Origin of the sequence: Kitasatospora griseola (assembly GCF_014648555.1) — a bacterium.
Lineage (GTDB): Bacteria > Actinomycetota > Actinomycetes > Streptomycetales > Streptomycetaceae > Kitasatospora > Kitasatospora griseola.
Genome location: NZ_BMRI01000023.1, coordinates 14,398 through 22,961, shown reverse-complemented (window position 1 = coordinate 22,961; position 8,564 = coordinate 14,398). Strand labels below are relative to the sequence as shown.

Annotated in this window: 8 protein-coding genes; 5 read left to right on the top strand and 3 right to left on the bottom strand. The window is 72.3% G+C overall.

What is annotated here, in order from left to right:
- The first annotated feature begins 49 nt into the window (after positions 1-49).
- Positions 50-1,480: a lamin tail domain-containing protein gene (locus tag IEZ12_RS25040; RefSeq protein ID WP_189274903.1), complete on the top strand. Its 1,431-nt coding sequence runs from the start codon at positions 50-52 to the stop codon at positions 1,478-1,480.
- Positions 1,481-1,591: 111 nt separating this feature from the next.
- Here the strand turns inward: IEZ12_RS25040 and IEZ12_RS25035 are convergent, their stop codons facing one another.
- A complete protein-coding gene (locus IEZ12_RS25035; RefSeq protein WP_189274901.1) occupies positions 1,592-2,362 on the bottom strand; it encodes a hypothetical protein in 771 nt (256 codons plus the stop codon).
- Positions 2,363-2,465: 103 nt separating this feature from the next.
- Entirely contained in the window at positions 2,466-3,431 is a 966-nt protein-coding gene (locus tag IEZ12_RS25030) for a hypothetical protein (protein ID WP_229847965.1), read from the bottom strand.
- A 244-nt stretch (positions 3,432-3,675) separates the two neighbouring features.
- On the opposite strand from IEZ12_RS25030, the gene IEZ12_RS25025 reads away from it, so the two are divergent.
- The 4 genes from IEZ12_RS25025 to IEZ12_RS25015 all read left to right on the top strand — a co-directional run bounded on the left by IEZ12_RS25025 (position 3,676) and on the right by IEZ12_RS25015 (position 6,504).
- Positions 3,676-4,569 (top strand): DUF8832 domain-containing protein, encoded by an 894-nt coding sequence (locus IEZ12_RS25025; protein ID WP_189274899.1) that lies wholly within the window; start codon positions 3,676-3,678, stop codon positions 4,567-4,569.
- A gap of 45 nt (positions 4,570-4,614) precedes the next feature.
- Positions 4,615-5,154: a carboxymuconolactone decarboxylase family protein gene (locus IEZ12_RS25020; RefSeq protein WP_189274897.1), complete on the top strand. Its 540-nt coding sequence runs from the start codon at positions 4,615-4,617 to the stop codon at positions 5,152-5,154.
- 86 nt (positions 5,155-5,240) lie between these two features.
- Positions 5,241-5,528, top strand: coding sequence for a hypothetical protein (locus IEZ12_RS40845; protein WP_229847963.1), 288 nt, complete (start codon positions 5,241-5,243; stop codon positions 5,526-5,528).
- Positions 5,485-6,504, top strand: a complete 1,020-nt coding sequence (locus IEZ12_RS25015) for an MFS transporter (RefSeq protein WP_229847961.1) — start codon at positions 5,485-5,487, stop codon at positions 6,502-6,504. Before IEZ12_RS40845 ends, IEZ12_RS25015 begins: the two co-directional genes overlap by 44 nt.
- Positions 6,505-6,574: 70 nt before the next feature.
- Here IEZ12_RS25015 and gdhA read toward each other — a convergent pair whose 3' ends face one another.
- Positions 6,575-7,954 (bottom strand): NADP-specific glutamate dehydrogenase, encoded by a 1,380-nt coding sequence (gdhA, locus tag IEZ12_RS25010; protein WP_189274896.1) that lies wholly within the window; start codon positions 7,952-7,954, stop codon positions 6,575-6,577.
- Between the last annotated feature and the right edge of the window lie 610 nt (positions 7,955-8,564).

Genomic DNA, 8,564 nt, shown 5'->3' with positions numbered 1-8,564 from the left:
CGGGAGGTTGGTCGGCGCCGTGTCCACACCGATCCGAGGGACGGAAACCGTGACCGAACCGCGTGCCCCCAGGTGGCATCGTCGCCTCTCCCTGCTGCTGGCCGCCGTTGCGCTGCCGGCCGTTGGCACAGGAGTGCTGACCGCCTCGCCCGCCGCCGCTGCGCCGGCCGACGACATCCGCCTCAACGAGGTGGTGACGACCGGATCGGTGAACGACTCGATCGAGCTGTACAACAAGGGCACGTCGACGATCGACGTGTCCGGGTGGATCCTCAAGGACGACAACGACAGCAGCAAGTACAAGATCGCGTCCGGCACCAGCCTGGCCCCGGGCGGCTTCAAGGCGTTCGACGTGCACGGCAGCTTCGGCCTGGGCTCTGCGGACAGCGCCCGGCTGTACCTGGCCGACGGTGTCACCCCGGTCGATTCGTTCAGCTGGACCTCGCACTCCAACCCGTCCTGGTCGCGCTGCGCCGACGGCACCGGCGGCTGGACCCAGGCCGCCACCCTGACGCTCGGCGCCGCCAACAACTGCGGCTCCAGCGGCGGCGGTTCCACGACCCCGGTGGCCTGGCCCGGCGGTTCGACGGTTGCCACTGCGGACGCCGCCAACGTGTTCGGCACCGACCTGTCCGGCCTGTACCAGGAGGGCGGGGTGATGTGGGGCGCGCAGAACTCCGGCAAGCTGTGGCGGCTGGTCCCGAACGGCTCCGGCGGCTGGACGCCCGACACCGCCAACGGCTGGGGCTCCGGCAAGGCGCTGCGCTTCCCGGGCGGCACCGGCACCCCCGACGACGAGGGCGTCACCCTGACCGGCGCCGGTTCGGCGGGCGGCGTGTACGTCTCCAGCGAGCGCAACGCCGACGCTTCGTCCACCAGCCGGCTGTCCGTGCTGCGCTACGACGTGTCTGGCACCGGCAACACGCTGAGCGCCACCCGGGAGTGGAACCTCACCGCCGACCTGCCCGCCACCGGCGCCAACCTCGGCCTGGAGGGCATCACCTGGGTGCCCGACAGCTACCTGACCGGCGCCGGGTTCAAGGACGCCGCCACCGGCGCCGCCTACGACCCGAGCCGCTACGCCGCGCACACCGGCGGCGTGTTCTTCGTCGGCGTCGAGGGCTCCGGCACCGTCTCCGGCTACGTGCTGCTGGAGGCCGGCGGGTTCACCAAGGTCGCCACGGTCAGCAGCGGGATGGCCGGCGTGATGGAACTCCAGTGGGAGCAGCAGGCCAACCGGCTCTGGGTGGTCTGCGACGACACCTGCTCCGGCCAGCACCGGACCTTCCAGGTGAACGCGAGCGGCGCGTTCGCCGTCACCGCCGTCTACAACCGCCCGTCCGGCATGCCGAACATCAACAACGAGGGCTTCACGCCGGCCGGCGCCGACGAGTGCGTGGGCGGCAGCAAGCCGGTCTACTGGTCGGACGACAGCAACACCGGCAGCCACGCCCTGCGCAAGGGCAGCATCAGCTGCTGACGAGGCGTCAACGGCAGTGCCACCCGGCCCCGGGCTCCGGCAGGAGTCCGGGGCCGGTCGGGTGTCAGGTGCATCAGAGGTGGTCGGGCGCATCAGAGGGTGTCGGGCGCGTCAGAGGTCGTCCGGCGGCGGAGTTTCGGCGGCCGGGCCGAACTCGGCCAGGCCGGTGGTGGATCGGAGCCGGTAGCCGTCGGCCTCGCAGGTCAGGGTGAGTTCGGAGAGCCGGCCGTCGGCGTCGAGCAGCAGATCGGTCTCGCAGTCCGGTATTCGGTGCCGCGCCAGCCGTTCGCGGGCGGTGGCGTCGAACGCGTCGGCGACCGCCGCCAGCGGCAGCCGTCCGACCAGGTGGAAGCCGGTGCCGCCGCGCATCGTCCGGATCCTGGCCCGACCCCGGAAGGCTGCCGGGTCGCTCTGCAGCAGCGCCCGCGCCATCGCCCGGTGGTCGGCGAGCAGCGGCTCCGGGGAGCGCGCCGACCGCACCCACGCCCGGTCGGAGACGCGGGTGTACGTGAAGTCCCGGGTCACCGTCAGATAGGCCTGCTGCTCAGCCCCTTGCTCCCTTGACACCAGGCCGAGCGCGCCGGTCTGCAGGCCGTCCGCCACGTTGACCACGCCAAGCCGCCGGGCGGTGAGCGTGTCGTCCGTGAACTGGACGGTGAGCACTGCGGAGAAGGGCTGCGGCGGGGCCTCGATCGCCGCCCGGAGCTGGGCCAACTCCTGGGCGGGGTCGGCCGGTTCGAGCGCGGACGCGGTGTCCGGGCCCGGTGCGGCCGACCGGCCGGACGGCGCGGGCGGCGGCTGCGGCGCCGGGGCGCTCCCCGAACATCCCGTCAGCGCGGCCGCCAGCACCACTGCGACCGCTCCACCCCGGCGAGTCCGCACGGATCCCACTCCCACCCCTACCCCTAGCTTGATCGACTTCCGCCACGTTGTCGCAGGTCACAGGCGGAGCGCAAGGGGTTTCGAGTTGCGAACGGGAGTCGGATCAGGCGGTGAAGCCGGCGTGCACGTGGTCGTGGTGGGTCGGGTCGCTGAAGAACTGGTTCGCCGTCCTCCCGCCCGCCAGCAGGCGCGGGCCGCCGACATTGTACGAGCCTGCCGCCGCGGCGGCGCGCATGAAGGAGTCGACCAGGTCGGTCGGGGTGGCCGGGTCCACCACCGGGTGGCCGTCGATCTGCCAGGTGTCGAAGGCCTTCCCCAGCGGGTGGTCGCTCGGCCGGTCGGTGCCGAACACCAGGAGCGGATGTCCGGACCGCACCACGCTGACCTGGAAGCTGTACGGCCCGGCCAGCGTCAGCATCGCGTTCAGCGCCGAGTCGTGGACCTGACCGCTGCGGAGGTCCGCGACGGCGGCCGGCGGCAGCACGATCCGGGGCTGGGCGAGCACCCGGGTCGCCGGGTCGGGGAGGGTGGCCGCCGCCGGACCGGGGTCCGCGGGGTGCAGGGCGGTGACGTTCCAGCGGGGATCGGCCTGCGACAGCCGCACGTCCACCGTGGTGCCCGCGGACTGCGGGGCGCCGTCCGGCCCGGCCAGCCACTGGCGGCACACCACCAGGACGCTCGCCGAGTCGCTCAGCAGCCCGCCGTACTGGGCGTAGACGACCTCCACCGCGGCCTGCGGGGCGTCCGCCAGCAGCGTCCCGCCCTGCGCGGCCAGCTCGGCCGGGAGCCCGAGCGCCGCCACCCGCTGCCCGGCCGCCGCCGCGCCCTGGCCGCCCGGCGGCCAGCTGCCGATCGCCTCCACCACCTGCACCGCGCGGAGTTTGACGTCCGGCTGGAGCTCGCCCGGCCCGGGCTGCCAGGCGGACGGGGCGGGGAACGCGGAGCCGGTCGGCGACGGGGAGGGCGAGGAGAAGTTCCGGGCGACCGGGTGGGACGCGGAACAGGCCGTCAGGGCGCAGCCGAGCCCGCCCAGCAGGGCGGCCCGGCGGCGGAGACCAGGTGTGCTCATCCGCCCACTATCGGCGGAGGCGTGGCGGGGCAGTGAGTTGACCCGCCGTCAGATCGGCAGCTGGTCGAGGCGTGCGGTGCGAGGGGCCCGCCGGCGGTGATCGGTGCGGGTAGCCCGGTTGCCGTGGAACGTGTTGCGAGTGGGTGGCCGCGAAGCCTTTCCATATACCCCCCAGGGGTATATGTTTGCGGTCGTTGGAGGGGGACGAAGCCCCGAGAACGCAGAACCGACCCAGGGAGATGTCATGAACGACCACGCCGCCCACGGCCACGCCGCACACGGCCACGCCGCCCACCAGCACGGCGGCGCCCAGGCCGGAGGCCTGTCGGTCTCCGAGAGCGGGTACACCCTCGAACTCGACGCGACGATCCTCGGCACCGGCCCGCAGACGATCACCTTCCGGGTGACCGGCCCCGACGGGCGGCCGGTGACCGAGTTCGTGCCCGAGCACGAGAAGGAACTGCACTTCATCGCCGTACGGCGGGACACCTCCGGGTTCCAGCACGTGCACCCGGTGCGGGACGACAACGGAGTCTGGACCACCGAGCTGACCCTGACACCGGGCGACTGGCGGTTCTTCACCGACATCCACCCGGCCGCCCACCCCGGAACCTTGACCCTGGGCGCCGACGTCGCGGTGGCCGGCCCCTACGACCCGCGCCCGCTCCCGGAGGCCACCGGGGTCGCCCGGATCGGCGACTACGCGGTCACCCTGGACGGCGAGCTGCTGGCCGGCGAGGCGAGCGAACTGACCCTCACCGTCAACCGCGACGGAAACCCCGTGACCGACCTGGAGCCCTACCTGGCCGCCTTCGGACATCTGGTGGCGCTGCGCGTCGGCGACCTCGGCTACCTGCACGTGCACCCGGAGGGCGCCCCCGGCGACGGCGTCACCGCGCCCGGCCCCGAGATCTCGTTCATGGCCGTCGCCCCCTCGGCCGGCACGTACCGCCTGTACCTGGACTTCCAGCACGATGGCACCGTGCGGACCGCCGAGTTCACGGTGCGCACGACCGCGAAGGCGATCGCCACCGCGCCGGAGCACGCGGACCACGAGCAGCACGGCCACCACGAGCAGCACGAGCAGCATGGCCACCACGAGGACCACAGCCACCACGCGCACCATGGCCACCACTGAAAGCGCGCGCACACCTCCGCCCGCTCCCAGGAAAGGAGTACAGGAATGCCCCGCCTCTCCGCCCTCACGCCCGACACGGCGGTCGGCGCCTCCCGCGACCTCCTCGCCGACCTGGTCTCCCGGCACGGCAGCATCGGCGACATGGTCGCCACGATGGCCCACTCACCGGCCGTCCTCGGCGGATACCTCCAGCTCAGCCGGGCCATGGGCCGCGCCAAACTCGACCGCAGGATCAGCGAACGCATCTCCGTCGCCCTCCAGGTGCAGCAAGGGTGCGGGCTCTGTCTCGACGCCCACGTCGACGCCGCCCACGCGCTCCGAGTGGACGAGGACGAGATCGAGCGGGCCCGCGAGGGCACCTCGGCCGATCCCGCGATCGCGGCGATCATCGCCCTCGCCCTCCGGATCCACCGCGAACCGACGTCCATCACCGACGAGCAGGTCGCCGCGCTGCGCGCGCACGGCTACAGCGACCGCGCGATCGCCGATGTCGTCGGCGTCGTCGCCCTGAACGTCCTCACCGGTGCCTTCAACCTCCTGGCCGGCCTCACGCCGGGAAACGAGGGCGGCGCCGGTGCGCAGTGAAGACACCCCTGCCTGTTGTATCCGCGGGGCACGGCCGCCACCCACGGGGGCCGTGCCCGGCCGCATGGACCCGGAAGGAACCTGTCATGCGACTGTTCGCCATCCGTGACTACCGCCACCTGTTCGCCGCCCAGGTCATCGCCCTGTTCGGCACCGGACTGACCACAGTGGCCCTCGGCCTCCTCGCCTACGACCTCGCCGGACCCCGCGCCGGCACGGTCCTCGGCACCGCCCTGACGATCAAGATGGTCATGTACGTGGTCATCGCACCGCTGGCCGCCGCCGTACATCGACCGGCTCCCCAGACGAGCCCTGCTCGTCGCGCTCGACGTGATCCGCGGCTCGGTCGTCCTCCTGCTGCCGCTGGTCAGTGAGATCTGGCAGGTCTACGTCCTGATCGGGCTGCTCCAGGCCGGCTCCGCGGCGTGCACCCCGACCTTTCAGGCCGTCATCCCCGACATCGTCACCGACGACTCCGCCTACACGCGGGCGCTGTCCGCCTCCCAGGTCGCCTCCACCATGGAGAGCCTGCTCAGCCCGGTGCTGGCCGGCGTCGCGCTGGCGTTCCTGAGCTTCGACCGGCTGTTCCTCGGCACCTCCGTCGGGTTCCTGCTCTCCGCGCTGCTCGTCCTGTCGACCCGTGTCCCGAATGCTCGCCCGAGCGGTCACACCAAGGCCCGGGACAAGGCGGCGGCAGGCATCAGGACCTTCCTCACCACCCCGCGGCTGCGCGGCATCATGGCGCTGAACCTGACGGTCGCCGCCGCCGGCTCGATCGTCGTGGTGAACACCGTCAACTACGTCCGTGACGAACTCGGCGGCTCGCAGTCGGACGTCGCCTGGATGCTCGCCGCCTCCGGCACCGGAACGCTGCTGGCCGCGCTCCTGCTCCCGCGCGTCCTCGACCGGATCGCCGCCCGCACCGTCATGATCACCGGCGCCGCCGTCCTGGCGGCCGCGACCGCCGCCGCAGCGACCGTCATCGCGGCCGGCCTCGTGGGCTGGACCGGCACCGCGGTCATCTGGACCGCGACCGGGGTCGGCATGGCGCTGATCATCACCCCGACCGGCAAGGTCCTGCGCGCCTCCGTCGGACGCAACGCGATCCCCGAGGTGTTCGCGGCCCAGTTCTCGCTGTCGCACCTGGCCTGGCTGATCACCTACCCGATCGCAGGCCGGCTCGGCACGATCGCCGGCTTCCCGCTCACCTGGACCGTCCTGGCGGCCCTCGCCGCAGCAGGAGCCGCCGGCGCCCTCGCCCTGTGGCCGCGCCACGACGCGCAGGAGACCACGAGCACACCGGTGGCAGTCGCCCGGAACACGCCGAAGAACCTGGTCAAGGCCGCGTGACGAGCGGCCGCACACCGACGAGAGGGGCCCGGACCGCCGCCGCGGTCCGGGTCCGTTCGACGGCAGGGCGTCAGATCAGGCCCTGGGCCAGCATCGCGTCGGCGACCAGTTCGAAGCCGGCGATGTTCGCGCCGACCACGTAGTTGCCGGGGCTGCCGTACTTCTCCGCCGTGGTGAAGCAGGAGTCGTGGATGTGCTTCATGATCTCGCCGAGTCGGTTCTCGGTGTGCTCGAAGGTCCACGAGTCGCGGGAGGCGTTCTGCTGCATCTCCAGCGCGGAGGTGGCGACACCGCCCGCGTTGGCGGCCTTGCCGGGCGCGAAGGCCACGCCGGCCTCCTGGAAGACCCGCACCGCCTCCGGGGTGGTGGGCATGTTGGCGCCCTCGGCGACGGCCTTCACGCCGCCGCGGACCAGCGCCAGCGCGTCCGCCTCGTGCAGCTCGTTCTGGGTGGCGCAGGGCAGCGCCACGTCGCACGGGACGCTCCAGACGCCGGCGCCCGCCACGTACTTGACGTGCGGGCCGCGCGCCTCGGCGTAGTCGGAGACCCGGCCGCGGCGGGTCTCCTTGATCTCCTTGAGCAGGGCCAGGTCGATGCCCTTCTCGTCGACCACGTAGCCGGTCGAGTCGGAGCAGGTGAGCACCGTCGCGCCCAGCTGCTGGGCCTTCTCGATCGCGTAGATCGCCACGTTGCCGGAGCCGGAGACCACCACGCGCTGCCCGTCCAGGCTCTCGCCGCGGGTGCGCAGCATCTCCTCGGTGAACATCACGCAGCCGTAGCCGGTGGCCTCGGTGCGGGCCTGCGCGCCGCCCCAGCCCAGGCCCTTTCCGGTGAGGACACCGGACTCGTAGCGGTTGGTGATGCGCTTGTACTGGCCGAACAGGTAGCCGATCTCGCGGCCACCGACACCGATGTCACCGGCCGGGACGTCGGTGTACGCGCCGAGGTGGCGGTGCAGCTCGGTCATGAACGACTGGCAGAAACGCATGATCTCGGCGTCCGAACGGCCCTTGGGGTCGAAGTCGGAGCCGCCCTTGCCGCCGCCGATCGGCATGCCGGTGAGGGCGTTCTTGAAGATCTGCTCGAAGCCGAGGAACTTGACGATTCCGAGGTTGACGGAGGGGTGGAACCGCAGTCCGCCCTTGTACGGGCCAAGGGCGCTGGAGAACTCCACCCGGAAACCCCGGTTGACGTGGATGTCGCCCTTGTCGTCGGACCACGGCACGCGGAAGATCAGCTGCCGCTCGGGCTCGCAGACCCGCTCGATGATCCGTGCGTCGACGAGTTCGGGACGCTGCAGCAGGACCGGGCCGAGCGTTTCGAGGACCTCACGGACCGCCTGGTGGAACTCGTTCTCGCCCTGGTTCCGCCGCAGGACTTCCTGGTACAGCGGCTCGATCAGGCGGGCGCCGGCGTCGGTGGACGCGGCGGAGCTGTGGGTGGCCGGCATCAAGGCACAACCTTCCGTGAATCGGATGGTGCACGAGGGCGCCCCGTCCCGGGGATCGCCCTTGGTCCTCCTCGCCGTTGAGGATCGCCGCCGGCACGCCTGACACGCGCCGTGCGACGGGGTGGGACCTGTGGTCCACACCATTGTCCCAGTGCTGACCAGTATTCATCGACAGCGTGTCCAGCATGTGAACACCCGATCAGGTGATTTCGGCCGCTCGGCGGGCTCCGAGGGCCAAACTCAACGAATCGTGTGGGTTCGGTGACGGCCCGGTGCGCGGATTCGGCGCAGCAGGACGCGAACGTGTCGGTCGGCGAGGCGTGACGGAGACAGCGCCGCCCCAACCGGGCAGCACGGGGCGGTCGTCCAGGGCTCCGAGGTTGCAGTCGAAGCAGCCGCCGGGCCGTTCACCGATCAGCTCCCCGCCGATGCCGCGGCCCGCCGAGTTCCCTCCCCCTTCGTGAGTTCGGGGCAGGGGACCCGGCGGGCCGGGGGCGATGCGGCGTCACATGCGGGGCTGGATCCACCAGGCGGTGGTGGCCGGGGGGAGGATGCCGGGCGGGCAGGGGGTGGAGGAGAGGAGGGGAGTGCCGGTGACGGGGGCGGGGGC